The sequence below is a fragment of the Trinickia sp. HAY1-2D genome, from assembly GCF_056754935.1.
This window is the reverse complement of the sequence record NZ_JBPGWX010000002.1, coordinates 511,496-534,451: the sequence shown is the minus strand read 5'-3', so window position 1 is coordinate 534,451 and position 22,956 is coordinate 511,496. Positions and strand designations below refer to the sequence as shown.

Annotated in this window: 20 protein-coding genes; 7 read left to right on the top strand and 13 right to left on the bottom strand. The window is 64.6% G+C overall.

Annotated features, from left to right (window positions below):
• Positions 1–21 precede the first annotated feature (21 nt).
• From ACR9ZC_RS09480 to ACR9ZC_RS09455, 6 genes are all read left to right on the top strand, one after another.
• Complete coding sequence (locus tag ACR9ZC_RS09480; protein WP_481580085.1) at positions 22–1,248, top strand: GspE/PulE family protein; 1,227 nt, start codon at positions 22–24, stop codon at positions 1,246–1,248.
• On the top strand, positions 1,245–2,486 hold the full coding sequence (locus ACR9ZC_RS09475; RefSeq protein WP_481580084.1) for a type II secretion system F family protein: 1,242 nt from the start codon (positions 1,245–1,247) through the stop codon (positions 2,484–2,486). The genes ACR9ZC_RS09480 and ACR9ZC_RS09475 overlap by 4 nt, the downstream gene beginning before the upstream one ends.
• Before the next feature lie 83 nt (positions 2,487–2,569).
• Complete coding sequence (locus ACR9ZC_RS09470; RefSeq protein WP_481582631.1) at positions 2,570–3,445, top strand: prepilin peptidase; 876 nt, start codon at positions 2,570–2,572, stop codon at positions 3,443–3,445.
• A 3-nt stretch (positions 3,446–3,448) separates the two neighbouring features.
• Positions 3,449–4,066 (top strand): dephospho-CoA kinase, encoded by a 618-nt coding sequence (gene coaE, locus ACR9ZC_RS09465; protein ID WP_481580083.1) that lies wholly within the window; start codon positions 3,449–3,451, stop codon positions 4,064–4,066.
• Between the two features lie 169 nt (positions 4,067–4,235).
• Positions 4,236–4,991 carry a cell division protein ZapD gene (gene zapD / locus ACR9ZC_RS09460; protein WP_173257988.1) on the top strand — a complete coding sequence of 252 codons (756 nt, stop codon included), beginning with the start codon at positions 4,236–4,238 and terminating at the stop codon, positions 4,989–4,991.
• 58 nt (positions 4,992–5,049) lie between these two features.
• A complete protein-coding gene (locus ACR9ZC_RS09455; RefSeq protein ID WP_481580082.1) occupies positions 5,050–5,244 on the top strand; it encodes a DNA gyrase inhibitor YacG in 195 nt (64 codons plus the stop codon).
• 19 nt (positions 5,245–5,263) lie between these two features.
• On the opposite strand, the gene mutT is transcribed toward ACR9ZC_RS09455, so the two are convergent.
• From mutT to secA, 4 genes are read right to left on the bottom strand one after another with little or no spacing between them, the layout of a single operon-like run.
• Entirely contained in the window at positions 5,264–5,710 is a 447-nt protein-coding gene (gene mutT / locus ACR9ZC_RS09450) for an 8-oxo-dGTP diphosphatase MutT (RefSeq protein ID WP_440560829.1), read from the bottom strand.
• Positions 5,707–6,576 carry an ATP-binding protein gene (locus ACR9ZC_RS09445; protein WP_481580081.1) on the bottom strand — a complete coding sequence of 290 codons (870 nt, stop codon included), beginning with the start codon at positions 6,574–6,576 and terminating at the stop codon, positions 5,707–5,709. The genes mutT and ACR9ZC_RS09445 overlap by 4 nt, the downstream gene beginning before the upstream one ends.
• Positions 6,577–6,628: 52 nt before the next feature.
• Entirely contained in the window at positions 6,629–7,858 is a 1,230-nt protein-coding gene (gene argJ / locus ACR9ZC_RS09440; RefSeq protein WP_481580080.1) for a bifunctional glutamate N-acetyltransferase/amino-acid acetyltransferase ArgJ, read from the bottom strand.
• A gap of 59 nt (positions 7,859–7,917) precedes the next feature.
• A complete protein-coding gene (gene secA / locus ACR9ZC_RS09435; RefSeq protein ID WP_481580079.1) occupies positions 7,918–10,731 on the bottom strand; it encodes a preprotein translocase subunit SecA in 2,814 nt (937 codons plus the stop codon).
• A gap of 255 nt (positions 10,732–10,986) precedes the next feature.
• Between secA and ACR9ZC_RS09430 the strand changes: the two genes are divergently transcribed.
• Complete coding sequence (locus ACR9ZC_RS09430; protein WP_481580078.1) at positions 10,987–11,526, top strand: DciA family protein; 540 nt, start codon at positions 10,987–10,989, stop codon at positions 11,524–11,526.
• Positions 11,527–11,593: 67 nt separating this feature from the next.
• Here ACR9ZC_RS09430 and lpxC read toward each other — a convergent pair whose 3' ends face one another.
• From lpxC to murD, 9 genes are all read right to left on the bottom strand, one after another.
• Positions 11,594–12,511 (bottom strand): UDP-3-O-acyl-N-acetylglucosamine deacetylase, encoded by a 918-nt coding sequence (lpxC, locus tag ACR9ZC_RS09425; RefSeq protein ID WP_440562239.1) that lies wholly within the window; start codon positions 12,509–12,511, stop codon positions 11,594–11,596.
• Positions 12,512–13,302: 791 nt separating this feature from the next.
• Entirely contained in the window at positions 13,303–14,508 is a 1,206-nt protein-coding gene (ftsZ, locus tag ACR9ZC_RS09420; RefSeq protein WP_481580077.1) for a cell division protein FtsZ, read from the bottom strand.
• Between the two features lie 110 nt (positions 14,509–14,618).
• A complete protein-coding gene (gene ftsA / locus ACR9ZC_RS09415; protein WP_173258004.1) occupies positions 14,619–15,851 on the bottom strand; it encodes a cell division protein FtsA in 1,233 nt (410 codons plus the stop codon).
• Positions 15,852–15,891: 40 nt separating this feature from the next.
• Positions 15,892–16,653: a cell division protein FtsQ/DivIB gene (locus tag ACR9ZC_RS09410; RefSeq protein WP_173258006.1), complete on the bottom strand. Its 762-nt coding sequence runs from the start codon at positions 16,651–16,653 to the stop codon at positions 15,892–15,894.
• A 10-nt stretch (positions 16,654–16,663) separates the two neighbouring features.
• Positions 16,664–17,614, bottom strand: a complete 951-nt coding sequence (locus ACR9ZC_RS09405; protein WP_481580076.1) for a D-alanine--D-alanine ligase — start codon at positions 17,612–17,614, stop codon at positions 16,664–16,666.
• A 43-nt stretch (positions 17,615–17,657) separates the two neighbouring features.
• Positions 17,658–19,049: a UDP-N-acetylmuramate--L-alanine ligase gene (gene murC, locus ACR9ZC_RS09400; protein ID WP_481580075.1), complete on the bottom strand. Its 1,392-nt coding sequence runs from the start codon at positions 19,047–19,049 to the stop codon at positions 17,658–17,660.
• On the bottom strand, positions 19,046–20,152 hold the full coding sequence (gene murG, locus ACR9ZC_RS09395; protein ID WP_481580074.1) for an undecaprenyldiphospho-muramoylpentapeptide beta-N-acetylglucosaminyltransferase: 1,107 nt from the start codon (positions 20,150–20,152) through the stop codon (positions 19,046–19,048). Before murG ends, murC begins: the two co-directional genes overlap by 4 nt.
• Entirely contained in the window at positions 20,149–21,423 is a 1,275-nt protein-coding gene (gene ftsW / locus ACR9ZC_RS09390; protein WP_331571461.1) for a putative lipid II flippase FtsW, read from the bottom strand. Before ftsW ends, murG begins: the two co-directional genes overlap by 4 nt.
• Positions 21,420–22,937 (bottom strand): UDP-N-acetylmuramoyl-L-alanine--D-glutamate ligase, encoded by a 1,518-nt coding sequence (gene murD, locus ACR9ZC_RS09385; RefSeq protein WP_481582630.1) that lies wholly within the window; start codon positions 22,935–22,937, stop codon positions 21,420–21,422. Before murD ends, ftsW begins: the two co-directional genes overlap by 4 nt.
• Between the last annotated feature and the right edge of the window lie 19 nt (positions 22,938–22,956).

The following is a 22,956-nucleotide window of genomic DNA, read 5'->3' as shown; positions in this document are numbered from 1 at the left end:
CCCGCACTGACCCGACATTCGATGTCTTCCCAGCTTCCCTTCCCTCTTCCTGCTGCCGCGCCGCTCCCGTCCGACGGGGACGACGCGCCGGCTGTGCGTCTTCTGGCCGACACGCTGGCGCGCGCCTCGCAACTCGGTGCGTCCGATATCCACGTGGAACCGGGCGATGGCACCTGGCGCATTCGCTTGCGCATCGACGGCGTGCTGCACGAGGCGTCGGCACCACCGCCGCATCTGCGCGACGCCTTCGTGACACGCGTGAAGGTGCTCGCGAAGCTCGATATCGCCGAACGCCGCCTGCCCCAGGACGGGCGGCTGCGGCTCGCATTCGCCGCGGATGCGGCGCAAGACTATCGCGTCAGTTCTCTGCCGACGATATTCGGCGAAAAACTCGTGCTCCGCCGGATGCAAGCGCTGCCCGCCGATCTATCGCTCGCGGCACTCGGCTTCGACGCGTGGCAAAGACCGGCCGTCGAAGCGGCCATCCGCGCGCCGCACGGACTGATCCTCGTGACGGGACCGACAGGCAGCGGAAAGACACTTTCGCTCTACTGCTTCTTGCAGATGCTCAACACCGCGTCGCGCAACCTCTGCACCGTCGAGGACCCGGTCGAAATCGAGCTCGCCGGCATCAATCAGCTCAACGTACGCGACAAGACCGGCTTGACGTTCGCTACCGCGCTGCGCGCATTGCTGCGCCAAGACCCCGATGTGATCATGATCGGCGAAATCCGCGACGGCGAAACGGCCGATGTCGCCGTGAAAGCTGCTCAAACGGGCCATCTGGTGCTGTCGACCCTGCATACGAACGATGCACCGAGCGCCATCGCGCGCCTCATCGATATCGGCGTGGCGCCGCTGAACGTCGCCACCGCGTTGCGGCTCGTCACGGCGCAGCGGCTCGTCCGCCGCCTATGCCCCATTTGCGCCACGCCCACGGCCGCGTCACCCGACGAGCTGCGCGCGGCCGGCTTCGACGAGGCCGAAACAGGCGCCTGGGCTCCGACGTCCGCGTCCGGTTGCGATGCCTGTCATGGCATCGGCTATCGCGGGCGCGTCGGCGTGCATCAAATCATGCCGATATCCGCCGCGATGCGCGAGTCGATCGTCTCGCGCACGAGCCACGACACGCTCACGCGGCAAGCACGCACCGAGGGTATCGCGTCACTGCGCCGCGCCGCGCTCGACCGTGTACGGGAGGGCGTCACCTCGCTCGCCGAAGCTGTCGCATCGACGGAGGCGCAATGAAGCAGACGCACAGCGACAGCGGCGAAGGGCAAGCCGCGCCCGCATTCGCGGAGCGGCGCTTCGCCTGGCGCGGCATGAAACTCGATGGCACGCAGTGCCGCGGCAAGATCGTTGCGCCGCACTTGGCTGCGGCTCGCGCCGCACTCCGGGAACGCGGCATCCTCGCCGGTTCGCTCGAGGTGCGCGGACCTGCGCCGTCGCCGCGGGCCACCGCGCGCGAGATCACCGCATTTACACGCCATCTGGCCGGTCTCCTCGGCGCGGGCGTGCCGCTCGCGCAGGCGCTCCAGTTGATCGCGCACACCCCGGCACGCGGCGGCGTGGCGCGCATTGCCGCCACCCTCGCGCACCAGCTCGCCAACGGTCAAGGTTTTGCCGCCGGCCTCGGCGCGTTTGCCCAACACTTCGATCCGTTTTATCGGCAGCTCGCCGCTGTCGGCGAGGCCTCAGGCACCCTGGCCCATGTTCTTGCGCGGCTCGCGCAAGAGCGCGAACGCATGGCGGCACAACGCGCCAGGATGCGCGCGGCGCTCGTCTATCCCGCCGCCGTGCTGGTGCTCGCCGTAGCGATTGCGGCGGCGCTCCTGGTGTGGGTCGTCCCGGCGTTCCAGCTCGCCTTCGAAAGCTTCGGTGCGCCATTGCCTCCGCTCACCCGCGCCGTCGTCGCGTTGTCCGACGCCACGGTGCATCGCGGCCCGGCATGTCTCGCAGTCACCGGCGCACTGCATCTGATGGCAACACGCGTGCTTCGCCGTTCTTCGGCCGCCCGCATCGCTCTCGGGCGGTTCGCGCTTGCCGTTCCTTTCGTCGGGCGGATCTCTCGCCTGGTGGCAGCGGCGCGCTGGTGCCGGGCGCTCGGCACGCTGCTGGGGGCGGGCACGCCGCTCGCCGACGCGCTGGCCTCTTTGGCGCATGCGACGGGCCATGCGATATTCGACGCCGCCAGCGCGGATATCGCCGCGCGGCTCGATCGCGGAGAACGGCTCGCGGCGGCGATGCGGGCCGCCGCGTGTTTTCCGCCCGCGCTCGTACAGCCGGTGGCGATCGCGGAGGAGTCGGGCTCGCTCGATACGATGCTGCTCGACGTCGCGGCGCTAGCCGAACGCGAGGTCGAGGAAGCCGCCGGCCTGATGGCGAGCCTCGCGGAGCCGGCGGTCGTCATCGTATTGGGGGTGCTCGTCGGGGTGCTCGTCGTCGCGCTCTACCTTCCCGTGATCGAGCTTGGCAACGTGGTGTAGCATCCAGCCCAATCGGACTTGTCAACGGAGCGACTTCACCCGTGTACGCGCACCCCCTGGCCGAACCGTTTTCGCAAGCCTCGATGCACTTCGGCGCGGCATTCGGCGCACTATCGGCCGCGTGGCAACTCGCGTTCGCGGCAGTGTTCGGACTGGTGATCGGCAGCTTTCTCAATGTCGTCATCCATCGATTGCCCATCATGCTAGAACGCGCGTGGCGCGCGGAAGTAAACGAGGCAAGCGAGGATGGCGATCGAGCGGCCGTCGACGATGGGATGCCCGAGCGCTATAACCTATGGTTGCCACACAGCGGCTGCCCACAATGCGGCCACGTGCTGCGCGCCTGGGAAAACATTCCGGTGCTGAGCTACCTGCTGCTGCGCGGACGCTGCTCGGCCTGCCGGGCACCGATCGGTCTTCGCTATCCGCTCGTCGAGCTTGCGAGCGCCGCGTTCGCCGCGCTGTCGCTCGTCACGTTCGGCCCCACCGGCGCCGCGCTCGCGGCATTCGTTCTCTGTGCGACACTGCTCGCGACGAGCGCAATCGATATCGATACACGCCTGCTTCCCGATTCGCTCACGCAGCCGTTGTTGTGGGCGGGACTGATCGTCAATTTCGGCGATACCTTCGCGAGCCTGCGGACCGCCGTCGCGGGCGCGATCGCCGGCTACGTGTTCCTCTGGTGCATTTACTGGTTGTTCCGACTCGTGCGCGGCATCGAAGGCATGGGTTACGGCGACTTCAAGCTGCTGGCCGCGCTCGGTGCGTGGCTCGGTTGGACGGCCTTGCCGCAGATCGTTTTGATCTCGGCGGTGACTGGAGCCATCGTCGGGCTCGTCGCCACCGGGTTCGGCCGCATGCGCTTCGAAGAACCGCTGCCGTTCGGACCATTCCTGGCCGCGGGCGGCGTGGTGACGCTCTTTCTCGGTACGCCGCTTTTTCATGTCTTCGGAGGTTGAATCATGTACCTCGTCGGAATGACCGGCGGCATCGGCAGCGGCAAGACGTTCGTCGCCGATCTCTTCGAGGCGCGGGGGGTAGCCATCGTCGATACGGACCGCATCGCGCACCGCATCACGGCACCGCACGGCGCCGCCATGCCGCTCATCGCGCGTGAGTTTGGCGAGGCGTTCGTTGCCGCGGACGGCTCGCTCGATCGCGCTCGAATGCGTGCGCTCGTATTCGCCGACGATACGGCGCGTGCTCGCCTCGAAGCTCTCACGCATCCCTTGATCCGGGCAGAAACCGAAGGGGAAATCAAGGCGGCACGCGCGGCCTATGTGATCGTGGTGGTGCCGCTTCTCGTCGAATCCGGGGTGTGGCGCTCCCGCGTCGACCGCGTGCTCGTCGTCGACTGTAGCGTCGAAACGCAAGTTGCGCGCGTGATGCGGCGTAGCGGATTCTCGCGCGAGCAGGTTCTTGCGATCGTGCAACGTCAGGCCCCGCGCGAGGCCCGGCTCGCTGCCGCCGACGATGTCCTGGTCAACGAAAACATCGGCGCGGAGCGCCTGAATGAGGAAATCGGCCATCTCCACGCCCACTACCTGTCCCTCGCGGCGGGCGCCGGGTCATCGAATTGAGCGGAGCAAACGGCACGTCCGTCGAAACAACGCCGACACGCGGGTGTCGAACAATCCGCGGATGCGGCGAAAAAGGTACGCGTCGTATCCCATTGAGCGATTGCGGGGGGGCATTTGCAGCATTAGAATGTCCTGCAATCCCTATTCTCGACGCCTGAGGCGAGCGCGCTTGATTCTTTACGAGTATCCGTTCAACGAGCGAATTCGCACGCTGCTGCGTCTCGAAGACCTATTCGAGCGCTTCACGTTTTTTCTCAATCAAGACGACGCGAGAGAACATCACGTCGCATTGACCACGCTGTTCGAAATTGCCGAGGTCACCGGCCGGGCAGATTTGAAGTCGGATCTGATGAAGGAGCTCGAGCGCCAGCGTCAGACCCTGGCACCGTTCCGGGGTAACCCTGGTATCGAACAAAACGCGCTCGAAGTCGTGCTGGGCGAAATCGAGCAAACGCTCAACGGCCTTGCACAGATGCAGGGAAAGACCGGCCAACACCTCACGGACAACGAGTGGCTAGCCAGCATTCGCAGCCGGGCGATCATTCCGGGCGGAACTTGCAAGTTCGATCTACCGTCATATTTCGCATGGCAACAGACACATCCTGACCAGCGCCGTCAGGACATCGCCAAATGGATCATGCCGTTATTGCCGCTGCGCGACGCGGCCGCAATTGTATTGCGGCTCGCCCGCGAATCGGGGCAGGCTTCGAAGGTCATGGCGATGCAAGGCAGCTATCAGCAGATGCTGTCGGGCCGCACTTATCAATTGATGCAGGTGCGCGTTGCGCCGGATTTGCGCGTCATACCGGAAGCAAGCGCCAACAAGTACATGCTGTGGGTGCGTTTCACGGTACAAGATGGCGATATGCGGCCCCGCGCTGTCGATGTCGACGTGCCGTTCCAACTGACGCTCTGCAGCTTGTAGCCCTCGCGCGTGCCGCGCCGCACGGGCCGCCGCGCATCATGACCATTGCTCCAAACGTATGATTGCTGTCGTCAAATGTCCGACCTGTGGCAAGGCTGTCCGCTGGGTCCCCGAAAACCGCTTCCGCCCGTTCTGCTCCGAGCGCTGCAAGCAGATCGATCTTGGCGCCTGGGCGACCGAGAAATACCGGATCGAGGGCGGTGAACCCCCGCCGTCCGCCGACGATTCGCCCGGCGAAGACCTTAAGAACTGATTGGCGCCCGGCGAAGCGCTCAAGCTGCGCTGTCTGCCGCCAGCAGCTCCAACACAGGAATGGCGGCGGGCAGCAGTGGGTCCACGTTCACAGGCAGGCTCTGCCAACTGAACGCCTGCCCTTCGCGGCCATGCGGCTCGCCGGTCCAGTCCGTCACCTTGCAAAAATAAAGGCGCACGTACGCGTGCGGATAGTCGTGTTCCAACGTATGCCAAAGATGGCATGCGGTGACGACGATACCAAGCTCTTCGTGCAACTCGCGCGCCAGCGCTGCTTCGACCGTCTCGCCGGCCTCCAGCTTGCCTCCCGGAAACTCCCAATAGCCCTCGTAAGGCTTACCGGCCGGACGCTGAGCCAGCAGATAGCGGCCGTCGGGCTGCACGAGCACACCCACCGCCACTTCCGTCACCGGCCGCTGCGGCCGGGCATCTGTCGTTGCGGGGGAAAATCCGCTTGCTTCGTTCATTGCCCGCCCCGCTTGCCCGACCAATCGCGTGCGAACTGCCAGGCGACACGCCCTGAGCGCGAGCCGCGCTCGAGCGCCCACACGAGCGCATCGCCGCGCGCGTCGCCAACCGCCGTCTCGCTGCAGCCAAAATGGCGCAGCCAGTGGCCGACGATCGTCAGGTAATCGTCCTGCTTGAACGGGTAAAAACTGACCCATAGGCCAAACCGCTCGGACAACGAGATTTTTTCCTCGACGACCTCACCGGGATGGATTTCGCCATCCGGCATGTGCTTGTAGGTCTCGTTGTCGCTCATGTACTCGGGCAGCAAATGGCGGCGGTTAGACGTCGCGTAGATGAGCACGTTGTCCGATTGCGCCGAGATGGAGCCGTCCAGCGCAACTTTGAGTGCCTTGTAGCCCGACTCCCCTTCCTCGAACGAGAGATCGTCGCAAAACACGATAAAGCGTTCCGGCCGCTGCGCGATCAGGTCCGTGATATCGCCGAGATCGTGCAGGTCGTCCTTGTCGACTTCGATGAGGCGCAGCCCCCGATCCGCATAGGCATTCAGACACGCCTTGATCAGCGAGGACTTGCCTGTCCCCCGCGCGCCCGTCAACAGCACGTTGTTCGCGGGAAGCTGGTTCACGAACTGGTGCGTGTTCTGTTCGATGAGCGCTTTCTGACGATCGATGTTTTGCAAGTCATCGAGCGAAATGGCGGAGACGGCCTTGATAGGCTGCAGATAGCCGCGCCCTTGGCGTTTGCGCCAACGAAACGCAACGGCGGACGACCAGTCGACATCGGGCATCGTCGGCGGCAGCATCGCCTCGAGGCGCGTCAGCACGGCTTCGGCGCGGGTAAGAAAACGGTCGAGTTTGTCCATGGCAAAAGAGGCTTCCGGAGCGCTCGCCGCTGCGGCGGCGAGCTGCCCGATGTCACGAGCGGTAATCGGCGTTGATGCTCACGTACTCGTGCGACAGATCGCAGGTCCAGACGGTTGCACTGGCATTGCCGCGTCCGAGCACGACACGAATGACGATCTCGCTTTGCTTCATGACGCGCTGACCGTCCTCTTCGCGGTACTCGGGATGACGGCCTCCCGCCTGCGCGACATGAACATCGTCGAGATAGAGGTCGATCTTCGCGACATCGAGATCGCTGACCCCCGCGTAGCCAATCGCGGCGAGGATACGGCCGAGGTTCGGATCCGACGCATAAAACGCGGTTTTCACGAGCGGCGAGTGGCCGATCGCATAACCGATCTGCCGGCACTCGCTTACGCTCGCGCCGCCTTCCACTCGGATCGTGATGAACTTCGTCGCCCCTTCGCCGTCGCGCACGATCATCTGCGCCAGGCGTTCGGCTACGTCGGTAACGGCTTGGCGCAGCGCGGCATAAGCCGGAGTATCTGTCGATGCGATGGGCGGCAGGCTGGACTTGCCCGTGGCGACAAGGATGAATGAATCGTTCGTCGACGTATCGCCATCGACGGTGATGCAGTTGAACGACCGGTCCGCCACCTCCTTCACCAGCACGTCGAGCACGGACTGGGCAACGGCGGCGTCACAAGCCAGGAAGCCGAGCATCGTCGCCATGTTCGGCTTGATCATGCCGGCACCCTTGCTGATACCGCTCAGCGTCACGGTGTGCCCGTCGATCGTCACTTGCCGCGATGCCGCCTTCGGCTGCGTGTCGGTGGTCATGATGGCCTGGGCGGCTTCGTACCAATTCGCGGCGCGAAGATTGGAGAGCGCGGCGGGCAGCCCGGCTTTGAGGCGTTCGATGGGCAGCGGTTCGAGAATGACGCCCGTCGAAAATGGCAAGACCTGCTCGGCCTCAATGCCAGCGAGGCGCGCAAGCTCGGCACAGGTTTCACGAGCATGTGCGAGGCCGGACTCGCCGGTGCCCGCGTTTGCATTGCCCGTATTGACGACGAGTGCCCGGATGCCCCGGCTGCTTGCAAGGTGCTCGCGGCAAACGGTAACCGGTGCGGCGCAAAACCGATTGGAGGTAAATACGCCGGCCACGGTGGCCCCCTCGTCGACCGACATCACGAGGACGTCCTTGCGATTGGGCTTGCGAATGTTCGCCTCGGCCCAGCCTAGCGTCACGCCCGGAACCGGATGGAGTTGCGAAGGATCGATCGAAGGAAAGTTGACTGCCATCGTCTGGGAACCTGTCGGGAATGTAAAAACGGCGCGCATCGTGCGCGCCGTATCCGGTTTCAAGCAAGCCTGCCGTGGCACTGCTTGTATTTCTTGCCGCTGCCGCACGGGCATGGGTCGTTGCGCCCCACCTTCGGTATGCCGGCTTCGGCGCTCGCCGCGCCCGCACCGCCGTGGCCGCCGCGACTCATCGCCTGATCGACCATCTGGGTCGCGGCGTCGACCGCCATCGCCGCGGGGGCCGCGGACGCCGCCTCGGCAAACTCCGCGTGGCGGAACTCGACGTTCTCCACGTGGCTGCCCTGCTCCTCGTACTGCTCGGCCGCTTCCTCCAGTTGCTCGGGCGACTGGATCCGCACGTTCATGACGATGCGGGTGACTTCGGTCTTGATGATGTTGAGCAGCGCTTCGAAGAGCTCGAACGCCTCGCGCTTGTATTCCTGCTTCGGGTTCTTCTGCGCATAGCCGCGCAGATGAATGCCCTGGCGAAGATGATCCAGCGCGGCGAGATGTTCGCGCCACGAGCGATCGAGCGTTTGCAGCATGATCGAGCGCTCGAATGCGCTGAACGACTCCCGTCCGACGAGCGCGACCTTGGCTTCATAGCTTTCGTCGGCAGCCGACAGCACCGCGTCCAGAATGTCGTCGGCATCGAGCGACTGCGACTCGTTGATCATTTCCTGAACCGCGAGATCGAGCTGCCAATCGGTCCGCAAGGCTTCCTCGAGTTCGGGCGCGTCCCATTGTTCTTCGATGCTGCCGGAGGGAATGAACTGGTGCACGACGTCGGTGACGACCGCATGGCGCATCGCGGTGATCGTCTCCGTGATGTCGTGCGCTTCGAGCAATTCATTGCGCTGCTGATAGATCACCTTGCGTTGATCGTTGGCAACGTCGTCGTATTCGAGCAATTGCTTGCGAATATCGAAGTTGCGCGCCTCGACCTTGCGCTGCGCCGATTCGATCGATCGCGTGACGATGCCGGCTTCGATCGCCTCGCCTTCGGGCATGCGCAGCCGGTCCATGATCGCGCGCACGCGATCGCCCGCGAAAATGCGCAACAGCGGGTCTTCGAGCGACAGATAAAAGCGCGACGAGCCCGGGTCCCCCTGGCGGCCCGCGCGGCCTCTCAGCTGGTTGTCGATACGGCGCGACTCGTGACGCTCGGTGCCGATGATGTGCAAACCGCCCGCGGCCTTCACCTGATCGTGCAACGCCTGCCATTCGTCGTGCAAGGCCTGGATTCGGCTCGCCTTCTCCTCGGCCGGAATCAACTCGTCAGCCTCGATGAGCGAGGCCTGCTTCTCGGCATTGCCGCCCAGCACGATATCGGTTCCGCGGCCCGCCATGTTCGTGGCGATCGTGATGCGCCTCGGGCGCCCCGCTTCGGCGACGATGGCGGCTTCGCGCTCGTGCTGCTTGGCGTTGAGCACCTCGTGCGGCAAACCGGCCTTGGTCAGCAGGTTCGAGAGCAACTCCGAGTTTTCGATCGATGTCGTGCCGACGAGCACCGGCTGGCCGCGCTCGTAGCATTCGCGAATGTCGCGAATGACCGCGTCGTAGCGCTCGCGCGCCGTCTTGTAGATCTGGTCCTGGAGGTCGTTTCGCTTCGGCGGTCGGTTCGTCGGAATGACGACCGTCTCGAGCCCGTAGATCTCGTTGAATTCGTACGCCTCCGTATCGGCCGTACCGGTCATGCCGGACAGCTTCACGTACATCCGGAAGTAGTTCTGGAACGTGATCGAAGCGAGCGTCTGGTTCTCGCTTTGAATCTTCACGTGTTCCTTGGCTTCCACCGCCTGATGCAGGCCGTCCGACCAGCGGCGTCCGGGCATGAGGCGGCCCGTGAATTCATCGACGATGATGACCTCGCCGTTTTGCACCACGTAGTGTTGATCGCGGAAAAACAGTGTATGCGCGCGCAATGCGGCATAGACGTGGTGCATCAACGTGATGTTCTGCGGTGCGTAGAGGCTCTCGCCCTCGCCGATCAAGCCCCACTCGGCCAACATGCGTTCGGCCTTCTCGTGCCCCGATTCGGTCAGGAAAACCTGGCGCCCTTTTTCGTCGAGCGTGTAGTCGCCCGGCTTTTCCACACCGGTGCCGTCCGCGCGCTCCTCGCCGATCTGGCGCTCGAGCAGCGGCGGCAGTGCGTTCATGCGAACGTAAAGATCGGTATGGTCTTCCGCCTGGCCTGAGATGATGAGCGGCGTGCGCGCCTCGTCGATCAGGATCGAGTCCACTTCGTCGACGATCGCGAAATTGAGCGAACGCTGCACGCGCGCGTCCGTCTCGTAGACCATGTTGTCACGCAGATAATCGAACCCGAATTCGTTGTTCGTGCCGTAGGTGATATCGGCAGCGTAAGCGGCCTGCTTCGTGGCATGGTCCATCTGCGAAAGATTCACGCCGACGGTGAGGCCGAGGAAGTTGTAGAGCTTGCCCATCCACTCGGCGTCGCGTTGTGCGAGATAGTCGTTCACCGTGACGACATGCACGCCGCGCCCCGACAGTGCGTTCAGGTAGGCCGCGAGTGTCGCGACGAGCGTTTTGCCCTCGCCCGTGCGCATTTCCGCGATCTTGCCGTAGTGCAGCACCATCCCGCCGATCAACTGGACATCGAAGTGCCGCATTTTCAGCACGCGGCGACTCGCCTCGCGGCACACCGCGAACGCCTCGGGCATCAGCTTGTCGAGCGACTCGCCGCTCGCCACGCGCTGGCGAAACTCCTCCGTTTTGGCGCGCAGCTGGTCGTCGGTCAACTGCTCGATCTGCGGCTCGAGCGCATTGATCACCGCGACGGTCTTTTGATACTGCTTGATCAGACGCTGGTTGCGGCTGCCAAAGATCTTTTGGAGAAAACCGGTGGTCATCGGGTCGGGTGTGCGCCGCGACCGGGCCGGTACCGCGCGCGTCGCGCGCCGCGCCTGCGGGAGGGCCCGCTGGCGTACCGGATCCGAGTGCCTCGGCGGCTTATTCCATGAGTGAATTCGAATCGCGCATTTTAGCACGCGAGCCTTAATCCACCGTGTCGCGCAAGTGCGCATCGGACCGCCGCGGCGGGCGGCCCAGGTACAATGTGTGCGTTCAGCCCCGTGTGCCGCCGTACACGTTCCCCCAGACTACGAATGAGCCGCTTTTCGTCCCGCTTTTCACCCTCGCCCAAGCCGCGAGCCGCGCCTGTCCCACGGCCTGTGGCCGAAGTGCTTGGGCGCACCGACGCATTCGCGGCGTTGCGCGCGGGCGTCGAGCAGACCGCGGCGCTCGAGCGTGCGCTGAGCGAGCTTTTGCCGGCCTATCTCGCGACGAGCATCGAGCCGGGCTTCGTGAGGGACGGCGCACTGACCTTGTTCGCCGCGCATAGCGCGCTGGCGGCCCGTCTGCGGCATCTCGAGCCACGGCTCATCGCGGATTTGCAGCAGCGGGGATGGAATATCCGCACACTTGCCGTGAAAGTACGACCCCGGGCTGCAGCGGAACCGCCGAGACCCAAGACGGCGCGCATGACGCCCCAAGGGGCACAAGCACTGCAAGCGCTGAGCGAGACATTGCCACCTTCCCCGCTCCAGGCGGCACTCGCGCGGATGGCCGCTCGCCATAGCAAAGCGCAGCCGGACGGTGCTCGGCAGGGGGCGGAAGCACCGGCGCCCATCGATACAAAAAAATAAGCGGCTCGAAAGCCGCTTATTTTTCGTCCGCCCGGCGGGTTACGCCGCGACGGGCAGGCGCTTCTCGTCAGGCAAATGCCGTCTGCGCGTCGTAACCGAAGCCGCGCGGCGCATGTTGCGCGTCTTCGAACGTGACGATCTCGTACGCGTCCTCGTGAGCAAGCAATTCACGCAGCAGCATATTGTTCAGGCCGTGCCCCGATTTATACGCAGTGTATGAAGCGAGCAGCGAATGCCCCACCACATAGAGATCGCCGATCGCGTCGAGCATTTTGTGCTTCACGAATTCATCGTCGTAGCGCAAGCCGTCGTTGTTGAGGATGCGGTATTCGTCCAGCACGATCGCGTTATCCATACTGCCGCCGCGAGCGAGGCCCAGTTCGCGCATCGTTTCGACTTCATGCGCAAAGCCGAACGTACGCGCACGCGCGATCTCGCGCACGTACGAAGTAGTCGCGAAATCGACTTCCAGCGCCTGACCCGTCTTGTCGACCGCGGGGTGCCGAAAATCGATCGTGAATTGCAGCTTGAACCCGAAATACGGCTCGAGGCGTGCGAACTTGTCGCCATCGCGCACCTCGACCGGCTTCGTGACCTTGATGAATTTCTTCGCCGCGTTCTGCTCGAGAATGCCGGCCGACTGCATCAGAAATACGAATGAAGCCGCACTGCCGTCCATGATCGGGATTTCTTCTGCCGTCACATCGACATACAAATTATCGATACCGAGGCCCGCACAGGCCGACATCAAATGCTCCACCGTCGAAACGCGCGCACCGTCTTTTTGCAGTACCGATGCAAGACGCGTGTCGCCGATGGACATCGCGGACGCCGGGATGTCGACAGGCGTAGGAAGATCGACGCGTGAAAACACGATACCGGTGTTTTCGGCGGCCGGGCGGAGCGTCAATTCGACCTTGCGGCCCGAATGCAGGCCGATGCCAACGGTCTTGACGATCGATTTGATGGTGCGTTGCTTCAGCATAGTGGTTTGTCGATTGCTAAATTCAATCGAGCCTTCTTATTTCATAGGAGCGATTATACTCCATCCCGAACAGGCTGACAGGGCGTGGAACGTTTCAGTCTGTTTCCCGACGTTACCCGCTTAAACCGCTTTGCATGCAAAACGTGGGCCAACGCCCGGAATGGAGGCATTCCCGGACGTCGGCCCATTACTGCTTGTTACCCACCATCACAAACGCCGCGCTTGCGTTGTTGCTGCGACGCAACGCAACGATGCCGATGGCGCACGGCTACGCAGCGCCCTGAGCAGGCGCCGATCCGGCACTCGTATCCCGGCGTCTTGACTACGCCGAAAGGCGAATGCGGTTGCCGCAGTGCGCAAAAAACGACCGCCACGCGCCAGCGGTGACAACCGTCGACTTGCGCTGCCCGTTCAGCGCAGGCGTTACCAGCCGCAGTTGGCCTGCGAAACCGCGCATCTTGCCCGCGATGCGCCGGTGTCGCCCGAAAGACATGCGTCAGCGCGTAAGGCGCCCGCCGTCCCTCATCTGGCCGCTCGTTGCCACGTACGCCTGTCGCAGAGCGACTCGCAAACCCGCGTGCGCCGCACGGTGCCCATCCGTGCCGCGGCCACCGGCCCCGTGCGCGTCGATAACCGCTCGACACGTTTGGGCGATGCGCCGCGCACGACCGCTGCGAGCGCGCGCCCTAGGGGACGCGGCCGCCTTGCGCCGTTGCCGTTCAACATGCTCAGCCCTTCTCGTGCGCTTCATCGCGCCGAAAAAACGTGCGACGCGCGAGGCGTCGCACGCCTTAATCGGCCTGTTTGCGCAAAAACGCCGGAATGTCGTACGTCTCGACGCCCTTTTCCTGGAGCGCCTGGACATGCGAAGCAGCCGTCTCGCGCGAATTGCGCCACACGGCCGGTGCATCGAACGCACCGTAGTCGCCCGACGCCGTGCGCGAACTCGCGTAGCCGTTTTGCGCAGCCGCGACCGGCTGGTTGTCGGTACCGGTGCGCAAAAGCGTCATCGGCGCCGGCTGCTGCTTCTTCGCCACGCTAGCCGCCGTACGGCCCAAGCCCGTGGCGACGACCGTCACGCGCAGCGCATCGCCCATGGCGTCGTCGTAGACCGCACCGAAAATCACCGTTGCGTCTTCCGCCGCATAGCTCTTGATGGTGTTCATCACCTCGCGCGTTTCGGACAGGCGCAGCGAACGGCTCGACGTGATGTTCACGAGCACGCCGCGCGCGCCCGAGAGATCGACGCCTTCGAGCAGCGGACTCGCAACGGCCTGCTCCGCCGCGAGACGTGCGCGATCGACGCCGGCGACGGTCGCCGTGCCCATCATCGCCTTGCCCTGCTCGCCCATGACCGTCTTCACGTCTTCGAAGTCGACGTTGACGAGACCGTCCACGTTGATGATTTCGGCAATGCCGGCCACCGCGTTGTTCAGAACGTCGTCCGCGCACTGGAAGCACTTGTCCATCTCGGCGTCATCGCCCATCACCTCGAACAGCTTGTCGTTCAGGACGACGATCAGCGAGTCGACGTGATCCTCCAGTTGCTGCGAACCTGCTTCTGCCACGCGCATGCGCTTGCCGCCTTCGAACTCGAACGGCTTGCTCACGACACCGACGGTCAGGATGCCCATCTCTTTCGCGATTTGCGCGACGACCGGTGCAGCACCCGTACCCGTTCCGCCGCCCATGCCGGCCGTGATGAAGACCATGTGCGCGCCGCGCAGCGCGTCGGCAATCCGCTCGCGGGCTTCTTCCGCCGCGGCGCGCCCCATTTCCGGCTTTGCGCCCGCACCGAGACCCGTGCTGCCGAGCTGAATCACGCTCGGCGAACGCGAGCGCGAGAGGGCCTGCGCATCGGTGTTCATGACGACGAAATCGACGCCTTGCACACCCTTGTTGATCATGTGTTGCACAGCGTTGCCGCCGGCACCGCCAACGCCCACCACCTTGATGATGGTGCCGCTGGTTTCCGTTTCCAACATCTGGAATTCCATATTGCCTCCGTCAAGAAAAAGATCCCGCTCTTCGGCCGTTATTCGGCAGGGAATCGGGCAACCCCCTGTCGCGCGCAAGCCGCCGGCACCGGCGCGAATTCAAAAAGACTTCAAAAATTGCCCAGGAACCAATCCTTCATGCGAGTGAATACCTGCCCCATCGAGCCCGACTGGACAGCGACCTTGCGTCCGCGCATCCGCTGCGACGAGCCCTCGACGAGCAGCCCCATCGCCGTCGAATAGCGTGGATTGCGCACGACGTCGGCGAGTCCGCCCGCATACTCCGGCACGCCGATGCGCACCGGTTTGAGAAAAATGTCCTCACCGAGCTCGACCATGCCCGGCATCATCGATGCGCCACCCGTCAAGACGACGCCCGAACTCAACAGCTCCTCGTAACCGGACTCGCGCACGACCTGATGCACGAGCGAGAAGAGCTCCTCGACGCGCGGCTCGATCACGGCCGCAAGCGCCTGGCGCGACAGCGTGCGCGGCCCGCGCTCGCCGAGCCCCGGCACTTCGATCATCTCGTCCGGATCGGCCAGTGCCTGCTTCGCAATGCCGTAGCCGACCTTGATGTCCTCGGCGTCGGGCGTCGGCGTGCGCAGCGCCATGGCGATGTCGCTCGTCACCTGATCTCCGGCAATCGGAATGACCGCCGTATGGCGAATCGCACCTTCGCTGAAGATCGCGATGTCCGTCGTGCCGCCGCCGATGTCGACGAGCACCACGCCGAGTTCCTTCTCGTCCTCGGTCAGCACAGCCAGCGACGACGCGAGCGGCTGCAGAATCAGGTCGTTGACTTCGAGCCCGCAGCGCCGCACGCACTTCACGATGTTTTGCGCCGCCGACACCGCACCGGTCACGATGTGAACCTTCACTTCCAGACGGATGCCGCTCATCCCGATGGGCTCGCGCACGTCCTCCTGCCCGTCGATGATGAATTCCTGTGTGAGGATGTGCAGCACCTGCTGATCCGTCGGGATGTTGATCGCCTTCGCCGTTTCGATGACGCGCGCCACGTCGGCCTGCGTCACCTCCTTGTCCTTGATCGCCACCATTCCGCTCGAATTGAAGCTGCGGATGTGACTCCCGGCAATGCCGGTGAACACGTTAGTGATCTTGCAATCGGCCATCAGTTCCGCTTCTTCGAGCGCGCGCTGAATCGATTGCACGGTGGCCTCGATGTTCACCACCACGCCTTTTTTGAGCCCCTTCGATTCGCTCTGCCCGAGACCGATCACCTCGTAATGGCCTTCGCCCCTCAGCTCGGCGACGACCGCTACGACCTTCGCGGTACCGATGTCGAGGGAGACCAGCAGATCCTTATAGTCTTTACTCATAGCGTGCTCGTGCGTGTGATGTCTTGTCGTGCTTCATGTGTTATTTCTTGGCCTTGCCCTTCGTGCCGCCATCGTCGAGAAACCGCATCCCCGCGGCGCGGATCGCGAAGCCGTTCGGATAGCGCAGGTCCGCATATTCGATGTCGTTGCCCCAGCGCGCCGTGACAGCCTTCCATGCAGCGCTGAGCCGGTTGGAGCGTTCCGCGAGCGTCGACGGATTGCGCTCCCGGCCGTATTCGATCTGCATACCGTTCGACAGTTTCACTGTCCATGCATAACGCGGCGAAAGCGTGACTTCGTCGGGCACGGCGCCGAGCGGCGCGAGCCATTTCTTGAAATCGAAATAGCGGGCGACGACCTCTTTCGACGTACCGGCAGGGCCGTCGAACGCGGGCAGTTCCTCGTCGAGTTCGCCCTGGTTCGCGGTGAAGAGATCGCCGTCCACACTGACGAGCTGATCGCTGCCCCAGGTCCCGAGCGGCTTGTACTCCTCGAGCGTCACGGCCAGCGCGTTGGGCCAGACCCGGCGCACGCTCGCGCGGCGCACCCACGGCATTTGCTCGAACGCCTGGCGCGCCGCATCGAGATCGACGGTGAAGAAGTTGCCCCGCAGATGACCGACGACACCCGCACGCACGATCGGCGTGTTGATGTGCTCCGTGTCGCCGTCGATGCGAATGGCCGCCAGCGCGAACGACGGGCGTTGCGCGAGCCAAATCCCGCCCGCCGCGACGAGCGCGACGAGCACCAGCGCGAACAGCACGTTGGCGGCGAGATTGAGCTGGCGAACGTTGCTCCACATGATCGTTGTCTCAGTCCTCGAGGGTCAGCGCCAGCACGGCGACGACCAGTTCCGGATAACTGATGCCGACGGCGCGCGCCGCTTTCGGCGGCAGCGAGTGATCGGTCATACCCGGGGCCGTATTCACTTCGAGAAAAAACGGGTTGCCGGCCGCATCGAGCATGAAATCGGCACGGCCCCAATCGGAGCAGCCGAGCACGTCGAACGCGCGGCGCGAGAGTACCTTCAGCCGCGCCTCCTCGCTCGCGGGCAACCCGCACGGAATCAGGTACTGGGTGTCGTTCGCGATGTACTTCGCGTGATAGTCGTAAAACTCGCCCGCCGGTACGATGCGAATGATCGGCAAATCGAGGTCGCCCGCAATGCAGGCCGTGTATTCGCCCCCGCCTTCGATGCTCTTCTCGACGAGCACGATCTTGTCGAATTTGGCCGCCTCCTCGAGCGCGGCCGACAGTGCCTCGGCGCGAGCGACCTTCGTCACGGCGACGCTCGATCCCTCGCTCGCCGGCTTCACGAAGAGCGGCAGCCCGAGCTTCGCGACGATCTCGGGTGCGCGAGCCGCATAATCGTCGCCGCGCAGTACGGTCTCGAACGGCGGTGTCGGCACGCCCGTCTGCTGCCAGACGAGCTTCGTGCGGAATTTGTCGAGCCCGAGCGCCGAGCCCAGTACGCCGCTGCCCGTATAGCGGATGCCGTAGAAGTCCAGCGCGCCCTGCAGCTGGCCGTTCTCGCCGTAGCCGCCGTGCAGCGCGATGAACGCACGCGCGAAGCCCTGCGCCTTCAGCTCCGAGAGCTCGCGCTCGGCCGGATCGAACGGATGAGCATCGACGCCCGCATTGCGCAGCCCTTCGACCACGAGCCGCCCTGAATTGAGCGAAACCTCGCGCTCGGCCGACACGCCGCCCATCAGGACGGCAACCTTGCCGAAACGTTTCGGATCGATAGTCTTGCTGCCACTCATGCCAGTCTCCCACGGGAGCAGCGGACGATAGTGAGCTGGGGGGTCATGTATTCACCTCTTGCGCGATTCGTCCCGGCACGGTACCGATCGATCCCGCGCCCATCGTGATCACTACATCGCCGTCGCGCACGAGCGTCGACAGCGCCTCCGGTACGTCGTCGACCGTTTCGACGAATACCGGTTCAACCTTGCCTGCCACGCGAACCGCGCGCGCGAGCGCGCGCCCGTCCGCCGCGACGATCGGCGCTTCTCCGGCCGCATAGACCTCGGTCAGCACGAGGGCGTCGACGCTCGACAGAACGTTGACGAAATCCTCGAAACAATCGCGTGTGCGCGTATACCGGTGCGGCTGGAACGCGAGCACGAGCCGCTTGTCGGGAAAAGCGCCGCGCGCTGCCGCGATCGTCGCGGCCATCTCGACGGGGTGGTGGCCGTAATCGTCGATGAGCGCGAAGTGCCCGCCTGCCGCGATGGCCACGTCGCCGTAGCGCTGAAAACGCCGTCCTACACCGGTGAACTCCGCGAGCGCGCGCTGAATGTCGGCGTCCGGCACCTCGAGCTCGGTCGCAATCGCAATCGCCGCGAGCGCGTTTTGCACGTTGTGCAAGCCCGGCATGTTGAGGACGATATCGAGCGGCGGCGCATCCTCGCGCATTGCCGTGAAGTACATCTTGCCTTCGCGCGGCACGACGTTGACGCCGCGCACCTGCGCATCGGCCGCAAAACCGTAGCGGATGACCGGCTTCGAGACAAACGGCAAGATCTCGCGCACGTTCGGATCGTCGACGCAGAGCACCGCAATGCCATAAAACGGCAACCGGTGCGTGAATTCGATGAACGCCTGCTTGAGCCGGGCGAAGTCATGCCCGTAGGTGTCCATGTGATCGGCGTCGATGTTGGTCACGACTTCGATCACGGGCAGCAGGTTCAAGAACGATGCGTCGGACTCGTCGGCCTCGGCCACGATGAAGTCACCCGTGCCGAGCCGCGCATTGGCCCCGGCGCTCGTGAGGCGCCCTCCGATGACGAACGTCGGATCGAGCCCACCTGCCGCGAGCACACTGGCCACGAGGCTCGTGGTCGTCGTCTTGCCGTGCGTGCCGGCGATCGCAATGCCCTGCTTCAAGCGCATCAACTCGGCCAGCATGACCGCGCGCGGCACGATCGGCACACGCAGCCGCCGAGCGGCAAGCACTTCGGGGTTGTCGCTGCGCACGGCCGTCGACACGACGACGGCGTCCGCGCCATCGATGTTCGAGGCGTCATGCCCGATCGAAATACGCGCACCGAGCGAAGCGAGCCGCTCGGTCGTCGCGCTCTTCGCGAGGTCCGAGCCGCTCACCTGATAGCCGAGATTGGCGAGTACCTCCGCGATACCGCTCATGCCGGCGCCACCGACGCCGACAAAATGAATATGTTTGACGATGTGTTTCATTGCTTTCCTTCCTGACGCGCGAGCGCCACGGCCGCGCAGACTTGCGCGACACGATCGGTGGCGTCGGGCTTGGCCAGCGAGCGCGCCCGCTCAGCCATTTCGGCGAGCGTTTCCCGCGTAAGCGTGCCAAGCCAATCGGCCAACGCCTGCGGCGACAAATCGCGTTGCTGCACCAGCACGGCCGCGTCGTGCTTCGATAGAAATTCCGCGTTCGTGGTCTGGTGATCGTCCACGGCATGGGGGAACGGCACGAACAGGGCCGCCACGCCGATCGCCGCGATTTCCGCGACAGTCATCGCGCCCGAGCGGCAAATCACGACGTCGGCGTCGGCGTACGCCGTCGCCATATCGTCGATGAACGGCACGAGCGCGAGCGTTCCTTCTTCCGTCAATCCCGCCGCGGCATAGTTCGCCTGCAACGCCTCGATATGTTTCGCGCCCGCCTGGTGCACGACGTGCGGACGCGCCTCGGGGGCGAGCAACGCGAGCGCGCGCGGCACCACTTCGTTGAGCGCGGCGGCGCCGAGGCTGCCGCCCACGACGAGCAGCTTGAGCGGCCCGCTGCGGCGCGCATACCGCAGCTTTGGCTCGTCGGCCTGCGTGACGGAGTCGCGCAATGGATTGCCGGTCCACTCGGCGCCGGGCAGCGCATCGGGAAACGCCACGAGCACGCGCCGCGCAAGCTTGGCCAGCACCCGGTTCGCCAGCCCCGCCACCGAGTTCTGCTCGTGCAGCACGAGCGGCCGCCGCGCCAGCGCCGTCATGACACCGGCTGGAAATGTGATGTACCCGCCCATGCCGAGCACGACATCGGGACGCACGCGGTTCAAGGCACGACGGCTTTCGAGGCAGGCCCGCAACAGATTCAAGGGCAGCGAAAGCTTCGTCTTGAGCCCCTTGCCGCGCAATCCGCCAAAGCGCACGTACTCCATCGGAATGCCGTGCTTCGGCACGAGCGAGGCTTCCATCCCCACCGGGTTGCCGAGCCAGACGACACGCCACCCCCACGCACGCATCCGATGCGCGACGGCGAGGCCGGGGAACACGTGTCCCCCGGTACCGCCGGCCATCACCATCAACGTACGTTGGGGAGTCGTGCTCATACTTTCCCTCCGCGCATGAGCACACGATTCTCGTAGTCCACACGCATCAGCACCGCGAGCGCGACACAGTTGAGCACGATGCCGGAGCCGCCATAGCTGACGAGCGGCAGCGTCAGCCCCTTCGTCGGCAAGATGCCGAGGTTGACGCCGATATTGATGAACGTTTGCACGCCGAACCACAGTCCGACGCCTTTCGCGACGAGTCCCGCAAAGGTTCGATCGAGCGCGAGCGCCTGCCGACCGATCTCGAACGAGCGCCGCACGATCCAGTAAAACAGCAGAATGACGATGAGCACGCCGACAAAGCCGAGTTCCTCGCCGATCACGGCGAGAATGAAGTCGGTATGCGCTTCCGGCAGATAGTTGAGCTTCTCGACGCTGCCGCCCAGTCCCACGCCAAACCATTCCCCGCGCCCGAATGCGATCAGCGAGTGTGTCAGCTGATAGGCCTTGCCCTGCGCGTAGCGATCGTCCCACGGGTCGAGATAGGCGAAGATCCGCTCGCGCCGCCACGGCGACGCCCAGACGAGCAATCCGAACGTCGCGACCGCCGTGGCCACGAGCCCGCCGAAGAGCTTGCCGTTCACGCCACCGAGGAAGAGCACACCCATCGCAATGGCTGCGATGACCATGAACGCACCCATGTCCGGCTCGAGCAGCAGCAGTGCGCCCACGAAGCCGACGGCCAGCGCCATCGGCAAAAAGCCTTTGGCAAAGCTCTGCATGTATTCCTGCTTGCGCACGGTGTAATTCGCCGCGTAGATCGTGACGGCCAGCTTCATGATCTCGGACGGCTGCATGTTCATGATGCCGAGCGGCAGCCAACGGCGCGCGCCGTTCACGCCCTTGCCGATATGCGGTACGAGCACGATCACGAGCACCACGAGCGTGATAAGGAAGAACTTCGGCGCGTACTTGTCCCACACGGAGATCGGAATGCGGAATACGACCGCCGCGGCGATCGTCGCGACGACGAGCGAGGCAATGTGCCGCACGAGGAACGCGTAGTCGCGATAAGCGGCGTATTTCGGCGAATCGGGCATGGCGATCGACGCCGAATAAACCATGACGACGCCCAGGCCGATCAGTGCAATCGCGGCCCACAACAGCGAGTGGTCGTAATCGAGCATGCGCGAGCGCAGCGGACGGATTCCGCTGACCGCGCTCGCAAGCCCGCCCGCAGCCGTGCGGGCCGCCGTTTCCTTGCGCGTGCCGGAACCCGCGCCGCGTTCCGTGAAAAACCGTTGGGTGATGCGGTCGGACCAGCTCATAGCATCGTCCCCCGTTGCGCCGCAATGTCTTGCACCGCGCCGCGGAATACATCCGCGCGATGCGAATAGTCCTTGAACATGTCGAAACTCGCGCAGGCCGGCGAAAGCAGTACCGCATCACCCGGTTGCGCGATCGCACTGGCCTCGAGCGTCGCCGCTTCGAGCGTCGGATGCTCGCTGAGCACGACGTCCGTGTCGGCCAGCGCGGCACGGATCGCCGGCGCATCGCGCCCGATCAGCATGACCGCCCGGCACCATCGCGCGACGGGGCGCGCAAGCGGCGCGAAGTCCTGCCCTTTGCCGTCGCCGCCGAGGATCAATACGGCGCGCTGCGCAAGACCATCGAGCGCGGCGACGGTTGCGCCCACGTTGGTGCCCTTGCTGTCGTCGACATAGTCGACGCCGTCGATCGAAGCGATGAGTTCGACGCGATGCGGCTCGCCGCGATATTCACGCAGTCCATGCAGCAGCGGCGCGGCGGCCAGGCCGATCGCACGAGCCAGTGCCAACGCGGCCAGCGCATTCGCCGCATTGTGCAGTCCGCGAATGCGCAAGGCGTCGGCCGGCATCAATCGCTTCATCGTCAGTTCGACCGGAGCCGCCGCTTCCTGCCGACGGCGGCGCGATGACGATGTTTCATCCGCCGGGTCGCGCTCTTCAGCGTGAACGAGCCAATTGATATCCGCCTCTCGCAAAAGCCCATAGTCTCCCGCGCGCAGCGGCTCGTTGAGCCCGAACGTGACAACCTGCACACCGTGCGGCGCATCGGGCGCCTTATCGGCGGACGCGAACGCCATCGTTCCGGCGTCGTCGCGATTGAGCACGCGCACCGTATGCGGGCCGAAAGCTCGGCCTTTGGCCGCCGCATAGGCTTCGAAGCTGCCGTGCCAGTCGAGATGATCCTGAGTAATGTTGAGCACCGCAGCGGCATCGGGATCGAACGTGTGTGCCGTCTCGAGCTGAAAGCTCGACAGCTCGAGCACCCACACCTCGGGCAGCGCGGTGCGGTCGATCGCGTCGGACAACGTATCGAGCATCGTCGGGCCGATATTGCCGGCCACCGCGACCGCCTTGCCGGCACGCTCGCAGAGCAGCCCCGTGAGGCTCGTGGTCGTGGTCTTGCCATTGGTGCCCGTCACGGCGATGACCTTCGGCGCATAACCGCTCTCGCCGAGATGCGCGAGCGCCCGCGCGAACAATTCGAGTTCGCCCCAGACCGGCACGCCGCGCTCGTGTGCGCTGGCGAACAGCGGGGCGAGTTCCGGCGAAAGCGGCGAAAGCCCCGGACTCACGACGACGAGCTCGACTCCACCCTCGAGCAGTGCTGGCGAAAACGCGCCGCCGACGAACTCGGCATCGATGCGCTCGGCCTCGAGCAGCGGCAGATTCGGCGGTGCCTCGCGCGAATCGGCAATGCGCAGCCGGCACCCATGGCGCGCGCACCAGCGCGCCATCGCGAGGCCCGAAGCGCCGAGCCCCAGCACGAGCACCATCGGATGCCGATCTCGAAACATCTCGCCAAACATCGCTTGC